A 16,086-nucleotide genomic window follows, 5' to 3' on the forward strand; every position below is an offset into this window, starting at 1 on the left:
CGGTATCCGCTTTGTGAATACGTTATCTATTTCTTATTCTTTTCTCACACTCATTGTGTGGTGAAGCATGCGATAGCCACCTAGGGCTGAGGGTACGCTTTTTTAAAGATCTCTCTGATCCAACGACACATGGGATCATTATGAAAGCGTTTATGCCAGTAGAGATAAACATCTTTCTCTGGATGGCGGAGCGGCTCGGGAACTCGCTTACACACAAGATTACGGTGTTGGCAGGCTTTCTTTGCAAACGGAGTAGGTAGGTGGAAAATGAGATCCGTCGTTTCTGCAATATCTGGTGCAACGTTAAAGTTTGTCAGTTGTACTGGAACACTCAACTTGCGTTCTTTGTTTATTAAGCCGAGTTCTTTGAAGCGGGACTCAATAGACAATTTTTTATCACCCTGAATAGAAATCTGACCAAAATTTGCATTAAGCATATCCTCAACAGTGATTTCTTTGCTGGCGAGAGGATGTTCTTGATGCATTAGCAGGCGGTAATCTCTGCTGGTGATAAACATGCGATAGAGATTTTGTTCAGATGCCGTAGGTTCATGGGTGGCTAGCACGAAATGAACATCACCCGACAGCAGTGGCTCAAAAGGGCGCTTTGGAATTGAGTCTATATCCACCACCATGCTCGGTGCCTCTCGACGAATGCCCTCCATCACTTTTGGCATTAGCTGAGCCATTTGTGGCACCAATCCATAAAATCGTACGGTACTTTCACTGTCTGCTGGGTTAAAGGTATCACCGTGTACTAGTTTCTCTAGGCGCGAGAGTAGCGAATTTAAGTCTTGTTTGATCGATTCTGCTTTGGGCGTTAATTCATAACCGTATGCGCTTCTCACTAATAGTTCATCGCTAAATACGCTGCGGAGCTTTTGTAATGAACGGCTGACACTTGGCTGACTCATATCGAGTGCCAAAGCGGTGTTTGAAACGTGTTTCTCTTCTAGAAGGTGTTTGAGGATGACCAGAAGGTTTAAATCAATTTGACCTAGATTCATTAGGTGAATACTCACTATATCAAAAATGTTATTGCTGCATATTGCGCTTATGATAACCTCAATGCAATTAATAATCATTCTTATTTAAAGTAAGTCATTCTCATACGGATATAGTCATGTTTTGCAAAAATATCAAAAATCTTCTCGCTGGCGCAGCGCTAATAGCTTTTAGCTCTGCTCCGGTTTTCGCTAAAACCTACCAACACAGTTTAGGTTCACTTGAAATCAGCGAAGTGCCGCAGCGTGTGGTTGTACTGGGTTTTGGTAGTTTGGACTATCTTGATGCACTGGGTGTAACGCCAATCGGTATGCCAAAGAGCCTGCTGCCAGAGAATCTTCAGCAATACAAATCTGACGAGTTCACCAATACGGGTAGCTTGCAAGAAGTTAACTACGAAACATTGTTTACACTTAAACCAGACTTAATCATTGCTGAAGGCCGAATGGTTAAACATTACCAAGACCTAAAAGATATCGCGCCTGTTTATATGTACCGCATCGATAGCGCCAATTATTGGGAAACGACTCAGCAGCATTGGAACAACCTAAGTGAGATTTTTGGTAAGAAAGCGAAAGGCGATGAGCTAGTTGCAGAGGTTAAATCTCGAATCGACGCGCTACATTCTAAGAATATTGAACAGCCCAGAAAAGCGCTAACAGTAATGAGTAGCGGCAGCAATATTACCTCATTTGGTGCAGTAAGCCGTTTCTCTTTTGTCTATCAAGAAGCCGGTTTCACAACGACTGAATCGGTCAATGTTCCTGCCGAATCACGCACACACGGTGATTTGATTTCATTTGAATACATTGCGGATGCAAAACCAGATGTCCTTTTGATCCTTGACCGTGATCAGGCTATCGGCAAAGCAAGTGGTAAAGCCAATCAGCTTTTTGCTAATGACTTAGTGGAATCTACGCCAGCCTCTAAGAACGAACATTTGATTTATCTCGATCCTGCGGCGTGGTACTTGTCTGCGGGTGGCTACTACTCAACGAAAATGATGATTGAAAACCTCAATCGTGCAATCCAGTAAGCGTTTTGAAATAAAACTGGTCAGGTTACTTTTAGCGAGTTATCTGGCTCTTTACCTTTTGAGCTTTGATGTCTCAGTCCTTTATAACAACCTTGTTCGTTTTACGTTATGAAATTGACTCATATTATTGCATTGGTGGTGTTGCTACTGCTAGCCGTTGCTTCACTCTCTGTTGGTGTGGCCAATTTTTCATTTGCTGATCTGCTTTCTGGGGAGAGTCATGCAATCAATATTCTCGTTGGCAGCCGAATACCGCGATTGTTAGCTATCATCTTAGCGGGTGCAGGGTTGAGTATTGCAGGTCTGATTATGCAGCAGATTGTTCAGAACCGCTTCGCAGCACCTTCGACGACAGGTACGATCGACTGGGCCATGCTCGGCTACATGATGTCATTGATTCTATTTTCTGATAGGAGCAGTTGGGTTCATTTGGTGGTTATCTTTGCTTTTTCGGTTATTGGCACGCTTGTGTTTGTTCTATTTTTGCAGACGCTGAAGTTCAAGAGCACGGTGATGGTACCATTGTTCGGTATCATGTATGGCAACGTGGTATCTGCGCTGACAACGTTTATCGCTTATAAGTATGATTTGGTACAGGCCCTTGGCTCGTGGACGGTTGCTAATTTTGCCTCCGTATTACGCGGAAATTATGAGTTTCTGTACATTGCATTCCCGGTGTGTATTTTAGCTTATGCCTATGCAAACAAGTTTAGTGCAGCGAGTGTAGGAGAAACCTTTGCTAAAAATATCGGCCTTAATTATCAACGTGTTGTGATGTTTGGTGTGATTCTGGTTGCAGTATTGTCATCATCTGTGGTGATGATCGTTGGTTTGATTCCATTCCTAGGCTTGATTGTCCCTAATATTGTATCGCTATTTATAGGCGACAATATGCGACGAAATCTGCCCTGGGTTGCCTTCGCTGGGGTTATTCTTGTTCTCGTGTGCGACATTCTAGGTCGTTTGATTATTTTCCCTTACGAAATTCCAATCTCTATGATAATCAGCATTTTAGGTGGTACTTTTTTTGTATATTTAATTTTGCGAGACAAATTGAATGCCTAGTTTAACTCATAAATACAGGTCTACTAATTCGTGTCAGAAAAGTAGGCTGCGATTGAGCAAAAATGGCATATTACTGACAGCGCTGGGTGTGATAGCTCTTGCTATTTGTGCACTGTTCATTGGTAAGGGGCTAACGGTTGACAACTATCAGTTCTTTTTATCGCGCCGTATTCCTAAAGTATTGGCATTGGTGTTGGCCGCCATTGCCATTGGTTCTTCGTCACTTATCTTTCAAACCATTACGATCAATCGGATCTTAACGCCATCGATTCTTGGTTTTGATTCCTTGTATGTAATGATTCAGGTTTTGTTGGTTGCGGGGTTTGGTGGCTTTAGCACCGTTGTGATTAATACCAAAGTCAATTTCGTTATCGCGACTGGAATAATGGTCATTGGTGCTATGACGTTGTTCCACTTTTACTTTAAAAATAGGCAACGTAATATTTTCACTCTTTTACTCATTGGTGTTGTGCTAAGTAGCTTATTTAGCAGTGTGACTGGCTTCTTTACTATGGTGCTAGACCCAGACGAGTTTGCCCAGATTCAAGGGTCGATGTTCGCAAGCTTTAACAATATTAGTTCCGAGCTGGTGTATTGGTGCATATTGCCAATGCTTTTTTGTTGCGTGGCGCTTTTTAGGTTATCCGATAAGCTCGATGTGATGTGGCTAGGCGCTGACAATGCCAATAGCCTTGGTGTCGATACACACAAATTGACGATGCAGGTAATGTTTATTATTACGCTGATGGTTTCTATCTCTACGGCTTTGATTGGCCCCGTGCTCTTCTTTGGCTTGATAGTCGTCGCTTTGACTCGCCAACTGTTTATTGGGTACCAACATCGATTTCTAATCATGGCTAGTGCTGTGCTTGCTGTAGTGGTGTTGGCTGGTGGCCAGTGGATTGTTGAGAATCTATTTGATTTTGATACCACCATTAGCGTGATTATCAACTTCCTTGGTGGTGGTTACTTTCTGTATCTGTTAATGAAACATAAAATCGATTAAAGGTCTGTACGCGTGATCAAAATTAGTGGTTTAACCAAACGATATGACGATAAATACGTGGTGAAAAATGCAGACGCGCTTTTTCCACTAGGTCAGGTAACGAGCATTATTGGCCCGAATGGAGCGGGCAAGAGTACACTGTTGTCAATGGCGAGCCGATTAACCAACAGTGATGCTGGTGCGGTTGTGATTGGTGATAGGCCCCTGGAACAGTGGGAGAGTGCTGATCTTGCAAAGCGTTTATCTGTTCTTCGCCAATCAAACAATATCAATATGCGCTTTACGGTACGTGAGCTAGTAGCGTTTGGTCGGTTTCCATATTCACAGGGCCGTTTAACCGATGAAGATAATCAAATAATTGACCGGGCGCTGTATCATTTAAATATCGCCAAACTGCAAGATCGCTTCATTGACCAACTATCTGGTGGGCAGCGCCAGATGGCCTTTATTGCTATGATTGTTGCTCAGGATACGGATTACATTTTCCTCGATGAGCCACTGAATAATCTCGATATTAAACATTCGGTCGATATTATGAGTACGTTGAAAAAGTTGGCGGATAAGCACAACAAAGCGGTTGTGATCGTGATTCATGATATCAATTTTGCGTCATGTTACTCGGACAATATTGTCGCGATGAAGCGGGGTGAAGTGATTAAGAGCGGCGATGTTGATGACGTTATTCAAGAAGAAGTGCTTAGTGAGATCTACGAAATCCCGTTTATGGTTCGTAATATTGATGGTAGCCGAATTTCCCTTTACTACTAGTGTCTAATATGAGCTCGCTACAAGAAATCAGTCACTCAACGGATTCAAGTGTGACGACACTCTTGTTAGCGATCATCTTTTAGCGCGATCTTTGGAAACAGTTCCACCTTGCCTTTTGCAATCAGTCACAATAACCGTTCCAATGGGTTTACCATCAACGTAACAGGGCAGGCTAGGGGCTCCAGAAGCTGTAGCGTTTCCAGAAAATAAGGTTGCCGAAAAAATAACAACAGTAGACATTAAAACGGTACGCATTTCCTTCTCTCCAACAGTAACCAGTCTACATTCATACGTTTTCCGAACGGTTGGGATCAGGGTGTTAGACGCTGGTTTACCCCATTTATGCGATAGTTATCCGTTAAAGCCGTCTGTATTTATGCCCTCGCAAGAAAACAAGCTAATGTCACACAGCGATATTCAAACGTTGGGGCACCGTCTGGCAGATAGATAACTTGTCAACTTTTGGGTTTTCACCTCAAGAAGTGCAAGATATTTATTGAGTGTTTTCACACCACTTTGATTGCGATAGTCTTGCTTTTCGCACATCAATAGAGGCTGAGTTTTGATGAAAAGTCATTGCAATACATGTGGTTATATCACAGACCATTCTAAACATTTTCAAGAAGCAAAAGACAAATACCCCAATACATTTTGGGGTGGTGTTAGGAAGTTTGTTTGGGAAACCTTGATTGTTGGTGGCAGCACCGATATGGCTTTGAAAAAGCTCGACGAACAAGATCTCGTTTTAACCTGCCGCCAATGTAGCAGTAAAAAAATCGACAATCAGGGCAAGGAATTTCAATAAGTGCGCGAGAGGGCGCACTTGACCTCCAACTTCTTAAGCGATAAATCGTCGATTGACCATAAAAAACAGTAGCGATTGATTTCGTTACTGTTATCCTTTCTTCCATGGAATTTAATCAATTACTTACCCAAAAGTCACGTCGTTGGCGACGTGTACTTATCACTATGTCGTTAGCATTGCTGACGCTGTCACTGATTCACCTGTCTATCGGTGAAATCACTATCAACCCTTTTTCACCAAAGAACGCCCTTGAGTCTCAGCTGCTTTTTGAACTGCGTATGCCACGCCTGTTGGCTGCGATTGCGATTGGAGCCTCGCTCGCATTGTCTGGAGCGGCGCTGCAAGTATTGCTTGGGAATGTGCTGGCCGAACCCGGTGTGCTTGGGATTTCTGGCGGGGCCAGTTTGGGAATGGTTGCGGTCTTATTCCTATTTCCTGTCGCGGCCACGCCTATGGTCTTTATGGGAGCAGGGATAGCTGGCTCACTATTGTTTACTTTACTGCTTGTTGGCATGGCCAAAGCAATGCGTTTAACGACGACTCGGCTTTTATTGGTCGGGGTTGCTCTTGGTATTTTGTCGAGCGCCGCAGTGACATGGGCTTTTTACTTTAGCGATGATCTTAGTATTCGACAGTTAATGTACTGGTTAATGGGCAGCATTGGTGGGGTAAGTTGGTATCAACATGTGTTGGTCGTGTTTATGGTGCCAGTATTGGTGTGGCTGTGCTTGCAAGGCAAAATACTTGATCGACTGATGGTTGGCGAGATCCATGCCCTTCAATTGGGTGTTGATGTTGAGAAGCTGCGTTGGCAGCTTATTCTGTCCATTTCAATGTTGGTAGGTTGCTCTGTGGCGCTTGGGGGAGTGATTAGCTTTGTTGGTCTAGTGGTGCCGCATTTGTTACGGATGGCATTTGGCAGTGAAAATCGTTATTTGTTGCCGCTGTCAGTGATTTCGGGAGCGACACTGTTGGTGTTCGCCGATATATTTGCACGCACTTTGATTGATTCTGCGGAGCTTCCGTTAGGGGTGATGACCACAACAATCGGCGCGCCTGTGTTTATTTGGATGTTGGTAAAAAGTCATGATACACGTTAAAGATCTGAGCGTTGAAAATCGACTGTTGCCAATGTCTTTTCAATGCGATAAAGGGCAAGTCGTTCATATCATTGGCCCTAATGGCAGCGGGAAAAGTACGTTGCTGTCAGCCCTGGCTGGGGTGTTGTCTGCGAAAGGTGATGTCTTATTCGGCGATCAACTTATGAGTAATATGGCACTCTCAGATCTGGCACTGGTGCGCGCCTATATGAGCCAGAGTGAGCGCCCAGCATTCAATATGATGGTCTTTCATTTTCTGTCGATGTCTGTGCCAAATCTACCCGATATAGACGCCAAACAAGTCGATGCGACATTAAGCGAGGTGACTCAATTGCTAAATGTGAGTACGCTTTTGCATCGCACGGTCCATCAACTATCGGGTGGAGAATGGCAGCGGGTAAGGCTCGCCGCCATGTGTTTGCAAGTTTGGCCTGCGCTTAATCCGTATTCACGTTTGCTCATTTTGGATGAACCATCGGCACCGCTCGATATTGGCCAGGAGCGATATCTTCAGCAAATGATTACGCAATTAGCAAAACAAGGGTTGACGGTTGTTGTTGCCAACCACAATCTCAATGTTACGTTAAATCAAGCTGATCAGGTGATCTTATTAAACAAAGGCGTTGCCATCGCATCTGGAACCCCAACAGCGGTGCTACTTCCCGGTGTGCTAAGCACCATCTACGATGCCGAGGTTGAATTGACCGAAGTTAAAGGCAAGCCAATGTTATTGTTCAACGGCACACCCTAGTCAATAACTTGGGTTATGGCATGTTGATTTAATCACATTCTGTTGGTGCTCAGTGACGTTCTTAATCGTTAACTCAAACCCGCGTGTTGCCCGTGAGACGCCTCCCATTTGAGAGCTTGGGCTTTTGGGCTTATAAGTGACGCGCTAGGCATTCAAACACCGTTTTCACTCTTTTATTGGTGCGCAATTCTTGATGGCAAACCAACCACATTTCAAGCGTCAGTGGGGTTCCCATCAGTTCAAAGGCTTTGATGAGATCGGCGTGTTGCTCGCCGACGTCTTCTGGCAAGAAGATAATGCCAAGGTGGTGCTTAGCCAATTCTATGTGCAAAGGCTGAAACATGGTTGCGATTGGAAAATGTTCGGGTTGCAAATCCCAACCAATGGGCGAAAGTTGTTTACTGACCATAGAGGAGCGATCAAAACCGATGAAGTCGGGCGGCGCAGAAAGCGAGTACTGCTTACTGGCAGATAGATAACGGCGACTACCATACAGCCAAACGGGAATATCCCTGATTTTTTTAGCAATGAGTTCTGGCTGAGTAGGGCGAAAGCTTCGAATGGCGATGTCGGCTTCACCCCTTTGTAAGTCACTGACTTCATTAGACACAACAACATCGATTTGGATTTTGGGCGCTTGCTGTCTTAGTAAGGCAATGATCGCAGGAAGGCGATAGAGTGCATCAATTTGGCTGGCTGCGATCGTTACTCGGCCCTCAATGACCTCTGAATGCCCAAGAGCCGTTAGCGAGGCTTGAATCGCCGCTTCATTCATCGGCGCAAGGCGCTTTAACAACTCTTGTCCCGCTTTGGTGAGGTGCAGTTTTTTTCCAATTCGTTCAAACAAAGCGACATTGAGCTCTTTTTCGAGCGCCGAGACTTGCCGGCCGACTGTCGGCTGAGTTAACTCTAATGTTTTTGCTGCCGCTGAAAACGATCCTTGCTGCGCAGTGGCTAGAAACGCTTTGGCGTTATTCCAATCAAAGTTCATGCCAGTCTCTCACCTTTAACCATGCATTTACGCATATCAATAGTCACTTTATCACTGATTACAGTTCACTATTGCATGGTTAAGATGTAATCACAATTTATATATCGATAAGGGATGAGGGATGAAAAAAATATGCATTGTAGGAGCATCAGGGAAACTAGGGCGATATATGGTTCAACATGCCCTTGATCGTGGCTATCAGGTTAATGCGGTTTGCCGAGCCAAGAGTGTTCATAAGCTGCGCGCCTTTGAAAGAGAAATCCAGATATTCCCAGGGCATACTGACGACACTGAGGTGATAAAAAACGCCGTACGATGCTGTGAGGCAGTATTGGTTGTATTGGCGCCCTGGGGCGTGAAGCATTATTCAACCAATACGGCAAAGGCGGTGTTGGATCATGCTGATGACAAGGCGCGACTCATTTTCTCTTGTGGCTGGCATATTTCGTTGGACGGTAAAGATAGGTTTAGTCGCCGATTTAAAGTGATGGTGAAGCTGCTTAGCGTGGTATTGCGAACTTTAAGGATTGCAGATATAGACGATCAAGTTCGAGCATGTAATACGATATTTGCATCGACTCGACGCTGGACTGTGGTTCGTGGTAGCGATTTGGAAGAAGGGGAGAGTCAGGGACTTCCGGTGCGTAGTGATCATGTGGGCGACAAGGTATTAGAAAGTAACCTAACCCGCAGAACGGATTTTGCGTTATTTATGATCTCTGCAATCGAAAACGACGCGCTGGTTGGTAAGGCGCCCGCGATTGTGGGCTGTAAAACGGAGTCAGCTCAAAAGTACGATACGCATGCATTTCGATAGGGTAATTAATAACAAAAAACTGGCTGACTTCCCAGCCAGTTTCTATCGAGCTAGCGCTAAGGGTGAGCGCTTTCTATTTGTTAGCACATCTTATGTTGGCAAAGCTTATGTTTGCTAATAAAGGCTTAAACCAATGGAGCAAGATCCGCAGGTCGATAGTATACAGATTTAAGAACTTTACCCTGACGGATAGTTTTTGCCTCAGAAACGAAGTCTTTTGCACACTTAGCAATAATGTATTCGCCTTTTTGTACCGCCATTAGCTCGATGCCCTGCTTAGCGTAGAATGCTTCTGTGTCTGCGTATTCTTGCTCGTTACGGCATACTTTGCTCATGTTGCTAGAGTGGATCTCATCCCAGCAACGAATGAAATCGATTTGACGGTTTTCAGCAACGTGCAATAGCAAATCAATCAAATAGCTGATTGCGATATTGTCTTCTAGCTTGCTATGTCCTAAGTGAACCAAACGTCCCATCAGGACATAAACCGAATCGATGATCGCGTCTGCTTGCTCTGCTTTGCAATCGGCTTCTGCCAGTTCGGTCAGCTCTTCAATAGCCAGAGAACTGTGCAGAGTATCTGCTTTATCGTCCAGTGTCTCAGGAGCCGCAACAGGCAGATCGAAAGTCGTTCTGAATTCGGTAATGTCGCGGTACAGATGGTCAAAAATATTTTGGTCTAGTTTAGTGAGTTTCATATCAAGCTTTCACAATTTTTTGGTGTTAAGGATCCTATCAAACGAAAGAGGGTATAGCTAGAAGAAGCTGGGTTTCTCATGTTCATTTTAGCAAGATAAAAGCAAATGAATTGAAAGCTGATTGGGGCTTGCTATTAAGAATGTGATTCCGTTAAACTGTGTTTGCTATCGGTTGCACATTGCTTAAAGTTAAGCTGCTCAAGGGCTTAAAATAAATGCATATGATATAAGAGAGATTAGGTTGTACGGTGATAGGCTGAGCAACAGCCATTGTCGCGACCAAAAGGTTTCGTAGAGCAGTTTACTGCTTTGTGAAAACGACGTTTCGGAATTAGGGTCCCGAGTCGTCGTCTAAAAAGGCCACCATTTTTTAATGGTGGCCTTTTTTCCTGCTTGTGACCCGATAGAGAGCCATTGCCCTGTCGATAATCAACTTCCCTCTTATAACCAGAGTCACTTAAACAGCAAGCCAGACTTATTTAAATAAAGAGATAGGGGAATAGCTGCTTTCGTTCATCTTCAGATAAGGCACTAACGCGTTCTATATTAATGTCTGGAATGTCTTCAGGGTTTGGGTAGTGCTTGAGTACTTTTTCCATGCTAGCTTCACGGATCAAGTGAAACACAGGATAGGGTGAGCGGTTTGTTAGATTTTCATCATCTTCTGGCTCTGCTCCACCAAAACAGTAATTGGGGTGGAATGTGGCAACTTGATAGACCCCATCCCAATTGTTTTGCTTGATCAGGGCTTCAACCCAATCGATAAAAAAGTTGTAGTCCATAAAGTCGTGCAACATATTAGGCACGGCAACCAAGGTGGTTTCAAGATCAGCGGCATCTGTTTGATCAAGCAGCATCAACTCGCCCAAAATGTCTTCTAAAAGCCCTTCTTCTTTGTTCGCTAGGCTGACAAATACTTTGATTTGGTTATTACGTTCAGGCTTGGCTGCAAAGGGGCACAGGTTCAGTCCAATGACGACATCTTTAAGCCACTGGCGTACCGTTTGTTCGATTTTCTGAGTTTCTTGACGAGATGACATCCAATAACAACTTCTAATAAAGGAAAAAAAGAGATAGTTATCCCATTTTAAATCATCTTTGCTTGTACTGCACACCTTTGATGCGACTGGTAGCGATTAAGTTTCCAACATAGAAAATACAGAAGTGCATAGAGAAGGCTAGCGCCATACACAACATAAGGCCATCGACCCAACTGCCAACAATACAGCAAAAAGAATCCGCCTAAGCTTCCGCCAACGTAGTAATGAACCAGATACAATGCTGTCGCCGTTGCTTTTGCATGAGTCACTTTTTGACTGACCCAGGCATAAGCAAGAGTGTGAGCGAAGAACGCACCAGCACTGATCAGCAAAAGTCCGAATATCATTGCAGGGATGGATTCGATGGCAGAAATCAACATCCCTAAAAAGCTGATCGTAATACCTGTAATCATGCCTGCGATAGGGGAGTAGTGTTTATTCCAAGTCCCACTAAACTTTGAACTAACGGTGCCAGCAAGGTAGCACAAAAAGATAAGCGCACTCAGTGATACCGGCAGATAGTGAGGCTGTGAAACCAGTCTAAATCCCATCACCGAGTATAGATTAACAAACAGCGCGAAATTCACCCCACCAATCAACATCGCACACCACACTATCGGATTATTGAGATGGTGAATGAGCGCGCGATTATGATGGAAAAATAATCCAGATGTTGGGACGAAGTGGCGTTGTTTGGGCAACAGTAAAGTGACAAAAATACAGCCAGCGAAGGTCAGCACAGCAATGACGGCAACGGCGGTTTGCCAGCTGTAAAAATCGCTGATAACCCCACCCAGCACACGGCCAGTGATGCCACCCAAAGAATTTGCCGCGATATACCCGCCAATGGCCTGCATAAATGCTTTTTGGCTTAATTCTTCTACCATGTAAGCGACAGCAACCGCTGCAAACGCCGCTAGTGCGATGCCCATTAGACCCCTTAGTAAGATGAGCGTCCATAACTCATCGCTAACCAACATCACGGTGCCAATGATCGGCATTGCCCACAAACCAATGAGTATTACCGTGCGACGCCCTAATGTTTCAGAGGTGATTGCCCATGGCACCAGAAAGACAGAAAGCGCCAAGGTCGAAATAGCGAATAGCCAATTAATTTGGGTTTCCGATACCGAGAAGTGATTGGCCATCTGCGGCAGAATGGGTTGGAAAACATAGAGATTGCAAAAGACCAGAAAAGACCCCAAGGCCAGTGACCACGTCACTTTTTGGTACTGAATGCTATTAAATTCAATCATGGCGTTTTCTCCTGGTGATGTGATCAAATTATCAGCAAGTCGTGAATTAATAAAATATATTAAATCAATCATCCCCATATAATTTTTATATATGAATATTCGCCAGCTTAATCATTTTGTTGCCGTCGTCGAAGAGAAAAGTGTCACGCAAGCGGCAAAGCGTCTTAATATCGCTCAGCCAGCACTGAGTATTTCAATTCGAAAGTTTGAAGAACAGCTGGGTTTAGCGCTGTTCCAACGAATAGATCGGCAAATGATGCTTACCCAGGAAGGAAAAACTTTACTGCCTCATGCTCAGAAAATACTGAGGCAAGTGGATGATGCCAAACTCGCGATGAATGAGTTAAAAGGCTTAATGAAAGGCGAAGTGCGGCTAGGAACACCCAGCATGATGGGATCGTATTATTTTCCGGAAATCGTGATGGCGTTTAAGTCTTGTTTTCCCAATCTTAAAATGACCGTTGTCGAGGCGGGCACTCAAGATATCCGCGCTATGATAATGGCGGGCGAGATAGACCTTGGCGTGATTCGCAATACCGATGTGCCGAAGGAGCTCGAAGTTGACCCTCTTTTACGCTCGCAAATGGTCGCGGTGGTTGGCGCTCAGCACGACTATGCCAGTAAAAAAGCGTTGAGCTTTGACGATTTCTTTTCGCAAGAACTGGTGATGTTTAAGCCAGGTTACTTTCACCGAGATTTTATCGATGAGGTATGCAAGGTGGGTGGTTACCAAGCTTCATTTTCTTTTGAAACCAATTTGTTGCCCATGATACTGAGCATTGTAAAGCGTGAATTTGCAATTACCGCATTGCTTGAATTGGTTAACGATAATGAATCGGATTTGGTCGGAGTTCCGTTTGAACCACCCGTCTACGTCGACTTGGCTTTGGCATGGCGCAAGGATGGGTACCTGTCGCAAGCCGACAAAACGTTTATCGACTTCGTAAAGCAGTATTCAGCAAGGGAAAATTAGAACGACATTAGGCTTTGTAGATTTTCTCGAAATTTTTCGGGTTCCAGCCAATCATCACTCGATCGCCAATTTTCAGTACAGGCACGCTGCGTGCGCCTAGTGCATCAAGCTCTTTGCGGCCACGTTGCATTTTCGCGTTGCACAGACGATATGGGATTTTTTTCTCTTCAAGGAAGCGTTGAGCATCCTTACAGTGCGGGCATTTATCTTTTACATACAGCACAACACGTTTCATTTTGAGTAACCCTAACTATTGACCAATTTTCTGGGGCTCAGATACTAGCAAATAGCAGCCCTTTTTGGCGAGCACAATTGGTAACAGACAAGGTAAAATTCGAGACTTAGTGGGTAATTTCCGCTAGACTTTGCGCCTTTCGTTTTTGTCACAGTGCGGTTAACAACAATGAATTCTCCCCAAGATGTGCTTCGCTATATCAATGGCTATCCTAATAATCTTGTCCAACAAGTTGCTGAGCTTATTGAAAAAGATCGTTTTAAGCCCTGGTTTGACAAGCGCTATAGTGAACGCCACCAAATCAAGAGCGAGAAGGCGTTATTTGAATATACGATAGCGATCAAAAACCGTTACATGAAGAAAACTGCGCCGATTTCTAAAGTGTTGTGGGACAGTAAAATCCACCTCATCAATAATGCATTGGGTTTGCACACTTATGTTTCTAGAGTGCACGGTGGCAAGCTAAAATCTAAGAATGAAATACGCATTGCAAGCACCTTTAAAGACGCTCCAGAACCTTTGCTAAGAATGCTGGTTGTACACGAATTGGCGCATATTAAAGAAAAAGAGCACGATAAGGCTTTTTATCAACTGTGTTGCCATATGGAGCCTGACTATCACCAACTTGAGTTTGATGCTCGATTATTTATGATTTACAAAGAGTTAAACCATGGCCAATAGAGCAAACACCAACAACGGGAAATTACGTCAGGCTTCGGCGCAGAAACGTGCCAGCTCGAAGCCTGCGGCAAAGTCTAATAGTCAGGTCGTAAAACGCTCGGCAGAAGGGCTTCATAAGCGCAACAAGCACAAAGGCCAGTATGACTTTGATAAGTTGGTAGTAGCGCTGCCAGAATTATCCCAATATGTCACTAAAAACCCACGTGGCGATAAGACGATTTCGTTCGACAACCCCAAGGCGGTGACTTTGCTAAACCAGGCTCTGCTAAAAGCCCATTATGGCATTGAAAATTGGCAGATCCCGGAGGGCTTTTTATGCCCACCGATCCCGGGGCGTGCTGACTATATACACCGAATTGCCGATCTAGTGAGTCGCGATCTCGAGCTTAAAGTCGATCAGAGTGTCAGAGCACTCGATATTGGTGTGGGGGCGAACTGCATTTATCCCATTATCGGCGCTACTGAGTACGATTGGAGCTGCGTTGGCAGTGATGTTGACCCGATTTCAATTAAGGCTGCTCAGTGGATTGCTGATAACAACGCACGCCTAAAAGATAAGATTGAATTGCGTTTGCAGGGCAATGCGAATCAAATCTTCAAAGGCATAATCGGTGATGATGAGGTCTTTACCGTTACGACCTGCAACCCTCCATTTCACAAATCGCTTGCAGATGCACAGCAAGGTACACAGCGAAAACAGAAAAACTTAAACATCAATCGCTCCAAGCGAGGTGTGAAACTGGCAATTGGCGCCAAAGGGCTGAATTTTGGTGGTCAGAAGGCCGAGTTGTGGTGTCCTGGTGGCGAAGAAGCCTTTGTGTTAAACATGGCCAATGAAAGTCAGGGGCTGGCAAGCAATGTGGTTTGGTTTAGTACGCTGATTTCTAAAAAAGAGAATATTCGACCGTTAAGAAAGCGACTTGAAAAAATAGGCGCGGTTGACATCGTCATTCAAGAGATGGCGCAAGGTCAAAAAAAGAGCCGTTTCGTTGCTTGGTCCTTTCACGATAAGCTTGCGCGTTGTGAGTTGGCTAAGAAGGTCGCGGTGTTTTCTTAAGTAAGTCGCGATATTTCTTTTCTAGAGTTTGGTTTCCTGTTTTTTTCTCTATATCAACGGCTAGCACCAAGCTCGAATAGGTGTAGCCGTAGCGCTGGTGAAATTGCATTAAGCGGACTCTTGCTTGTGTGTAGTGTTGTTGCTGAATTTCTATAGCAGCTAACTGCAATGTAGATTTTGGCCTCATTGGTTGGTGCGCTATGGCCTTTTCAAAGTAGTGTTGCGCCTTGTCGATGTTTTTGTTTTTAAGTGCGCAGAATCCAGCGTTTTCGTAACTGGCAGACACAAGGTAGTAGTAAGGTTGATTTATGGCTAGGGTAAACAACTGTTCTGCTTTTTCGTAGTCTCCCTGTTTGCACAGAAAGGTGCCGTAGTTATTCAAGACATTTCCGTTTTTTGGGTTGTCGCGAAGTGCTTTATCGTAATGATTAGCGGCTTTTGAGCTGTCGCCCACTTTCTCATAGTAATAAGCCATAGAGAGTTGTGAACGGTAATAATCGGGCGCATGTATCAGGGCTTTTTCAAAGTTTTGACGGGCTTTGATAAACTGTTGCTGCTGTAAGTAACCAACCCCAAGCTTGATTCTCGCTTCCGCCATGGTGACTGGGTCTTTGCTAAGGCTTTTATCTGGTTGATATACGCTAGTACAGGCGGGTAATAACGCGATCCAAAACAATGCCTTCACTATTCTCATGTATCTCATCCTAAAATCCGTGCATGACGTTATGATAATTTTGTCTGGGAACGATGGTAGCCAATGCGTTAAGTGATGCGAGTCAACGCTCATAAAAGGCGTGTGGGA

General features: G+C 44.4%; 18 protein-coding genes. 11 read left to right on the forward strand and 7 right to left on the reverse strand.

Annotated features, from left to right (window positions below):
- Positions 1-80 precede the first annotated feature (80 nt).
- Positions 81-1,007 carry a LysR family transcriptional regulator gene (locus tag LNL84_RS06255; protein WP_244355951.1) on the reverse strand — a complete coding sequence of 309 codons (927 nt, stop codon included), beginning with the start codon at positions 1,005-1,007 and terminating at the stop codon, positions 81-83.
- A 116-nt stretch (positions 1,008-1,123) separates the two neighbouring features.
- Here LNL84_RS06255 and LNL84_RS06260 point away from each other — a divergent pair, with 116 nt between their 5' ends.
- The 7 genes from LNL84_RS06260 to btuD all read left to right on the forward strand — a co-directional run bounded on the left by LNL84_RS06260 (position 1,124) and on the right by btuD (position 7,536).
- Positions 1,124-2,041, forward strand: coding sequence for a siderophore ABC transporter substrate-binding protein (locus tag LNL84_RS06260; RefSeq protein WP_244355954.1), 918 nt, complete (start codon positions 1,124-1,126; stop codon positions 2,039-2,041).
- Positions 2,042-2,149: 108 nt separating this feature from the next.
- Entirely contained in the window at positions 2,150-3,106 is a 957-nt protein-coding gene (locus tag LNL84_RS06265) for an ABC transporter permease (RefSeq protein ID WP_244355956.1), read from the forward strand.
- A 52-nt stretch (positions 3,107-3,158) separates the two neighbouring features.
- Entirely contained in the window at positions 3,159-4,112 is a 954-nt protein-coding gene (locus LNL84_RS06270; RefSeq protein ID WP_279610959.1) for an iron chelate uptake ABC transporter family permease subunit, read from the forward strand.
- A gap of 12 nt (positions 4,113-4,124) precedes the next feature.
- Entirely contained in the window at positions 4,125-4,880 is a 756-nt protein-coding gene (locus tag LNL84_RS06275; RefSeq protein WP_244355959.1) for an iron ABC transporter ATP-binding protein, read from the forward strand.
- Positions 4,881-5,445: 565 nt separating this feature from the next.
- Positions 5,446-5,685, forward strand: coding sequence for a hypothetical protein (locus LNL84_RS06280; protein ID WP_244355961.1), 240 nt, complete (start codon positions 5,446-5,448; stop codon positions 5,683-5,685).
- Between the two features lie 104 nt (positions 5,686-5,789).
- The gene (gene btuC / locus LNL84_RS06285; protein ID WP_244355963.1) at positions 5,790-6,785 is read left to right on the forward strand and encodes a vitamin B12 ABC transporter permease BtuC; all 996 of its coding nucleotides are present in this window, start codon (positions 5,790-5,792) and stop codon (positions 6,783-6,785) included.
- A complete protein-coding gene (btuD, locus tag LNL84_RS06290) occupies positions 6,772-7,536 on the forward strand; it encodes a vitamin B12 ABC transporter ATP-binding protein BtuD (RefSeq protein ID WP_244355965.1) in 765 nt (254 codons plus the stop codon). The genes btuC and btuD overlap by 14 nt, the downstream gene beginning before the upstream one ends.
- 130 nt (positions 7,537-7,666) lie before the next feature.
- Here the strand turns inward: btuD and LNL84_RS06295 are convergent, their stop codons facing one another.
- Positions 7,667-8,527, reverse strand: coding sequence for a LysR family transcriptional regulator (locus tag LNL84_RS06295; protein WP_244355967.1), 861 nt, complete (start codon positions 8,525-8,527; stop codon positions 7,667-7,669).
- A gap of 121 nt (positions 8,528-8,648) precedes the next feature.
- On the opposite strand from LNL84_RS06295, the gene LNL84_RS06300 reads away from it, so the two are divergent.
- On the forward strand, positions 8,649-9,344 hold the full coding sequence (locus LNL84_RS06300) for an NAD(P)-dependent oxidoreductase (protein ID WP_244355969.1): 696 nt from the start codon (positions 8,649-8,651) through the stop codon (positions 9,342-9,344).
- 125 nt (positions 9,345-9,469) lie between these two features.
- On the opposite strand, the gene LNL84_RS06305 is transcribed toward LNL84_RS06300, so the two are convergent.
- From LNL84_RS06305 to LNL84_RS06315, 3 genes are all read right to left on the reverse strand, one after another.
- Positions 9,470-10,042, reverse strand: coding sequence for a nucleoside triphosphate pyrophosphohydrolase family protein (locus LNL84_RS06305; protein WP_244355971.1), 573 nt, complete (start codon positions 10,040-10,042; stop codon positions 9,470-9,472).
- A 479-nt stretch (positions 10,043-10,521) separates the two neighbouring features.
- Positions 10,522-11,082 (reverse strand): DUF1415 domain-containing protein, encoded by a 561-nt coding sequence (locus LNL84_RS06310; protein WP_244355973.1) that lies wholly within the window; start codon positions 11,080-11,082, stop codon positions 10,522-10,524.
- 47 nt (positions 11,083-11,129) lie between these two features.
- Positions 11,130-12,338: an MFS transporter gene (locus LNL84_RS06315; protein ID WP_244355975.1), complete on the reverse strand. Its 1,209-nt coding sequence runs from the start codon at positions 12,336-12,338 to the stop codon at positions 11,130-11,132.
- Positions 12,339-12,429: 91 nt separating this feature from the next.
- Here LNL84_RS06315 and LNL84_RS06320 point away from each other — a divergent pair, with 91 nt between their 5' ends.
- A complete protein-coding gene (locus tag LNL84_RS06320) occupies positions 12,430-13,311 on the forward strand; it encodes a LysR family transcriptional regulator (protein WP_244355977.1) in 882 nt (293 codons plus the stop codon).
- 7 nt (positions 13,312-13,318) lie between these two features.
- Here the strand turns inward: LNL84_RS06320 and LNL84_RS06325 are convergent, their stop codons facing one another.
- A complete protein-coding gene (locus tag LNL84_RS06325) occupies positions 13,319-13,546 on the reverse strand; it encodes a glutaredoxin family protein (RefSeq protein WP_244355979.1) in 228 nt (75 codons plus the stop codon).
- Between the two features lie 168 nt (positions 13,547-13,714).
- Between LNL84_RS06325 and LNL84_RS06330 the strand changes: the two genes are divergently transcribed.
- Positions 13,715-14,227, forward strand: a complete 513-nt coding sequence (locus LNL84_RS06330) for a M48 metallopeptidase family protein (protein ID WP_244355981.1) — start codon at positions 13,715-13,717, stop codon at positions 14,225-14,227.
- Entirely contained in the window at positions 14,217-15,284 is a 1,068-nt protein-coding gene (gene rlmF, locus LNL84_RS06335) for a 23S rRNA (adenine(1618)-N(6))-methyltransferase RlmF (protein ID WP_244355983.1), read from the forward strand. The genes LNL84_RS06330 and rlmF overlap by 11 nt, the downstream gene beginning before the upstream one ends.
- Here rlmF and pilW read toward each other — a convergent pair.
- Positions 15,259-15,978 (reverse strand): type IV pilus biogenesis/stability protein PilW, encoded by a 720-nt coding sequence (gene pilW, locus LNL84_RS06340; protein ID WP_244355985.1) that lies wholly within the window; start codon positions 15,976-15,978, stop codon positions 15,259-15,261. The two genes, rlmF and pilW, sit on opposite strands and share 26 nt — an antisense overlap.
- Between the last annotated feature and the right edge of the window lie 108 nt (positions 15,979-16,086).

The organism is Vibrio gelatinilyticus (assembly GCF_022836845.1).
Lineage (GTDB): Bacteria > Pseudomonadota > Gammaproteobacteria > Enterobacterales > Vibrionaceae > Vibrio > Vibrio gelatinilyticus.